The following is a 262-nucleotide window of genomic DNA, read 5'->3' as shown; positions in this document are numbered from 1 at the left end:
AGTTTATTTTTATTTTGAGATTCTTGGTAAATGAACGCATTACGTTCATTTTCAATATCATTTTTATAGCATGGCAGCATGTCGATAAAACGCTGAGTTTTATCATGATCCCAAATCACGTTTTCTGGATAAGTATCACCAACGATCGCTTGAGTGCTACTAAAAAATGATAAGACTGGCCGTGAATAAAATAGCTCACTATCGAAGTGAGTCATGAACGGATAATAAAATCCGTTCAGTTTATTTAAGACCTCATTAAAAC

At 33.6% G+C, this 262-nt stretch carries 1 protein-coding gene; it reads right to left on the bottom strand.

Annotated features, from left to right (window positions below; genetic code table 11):
- Positions 1 to 215: hypothetical protein (locus tag AAEY55_RS18425; protein ID WP_350552704.1), on the bottom strand; the 215-nt coding region annotated here is incomplete at its 3' end.
- Positions 216 to 262: the final 47 nt, after the last annotated feature.

The sequence above is a fragment of the Pseudoalteromonas sp. 120-MNA-CIBAN-0494 genome, assembly GCF_040308885.1.
In the GTDB taxonomy this organism is placed as follows: Bacteria; Pseudomonadota; Gammaproteobacteria; order Enterobacterales; family Alteromonadaceae; genus Pseudoalteromonas; species Pseudoalteromonas nigrifaciens.
The sequence above is the reverse complement of the archived record's forward strand: the minus strand, read 5'-3'. Positions and strand labels throughout refer to the sequence as shown.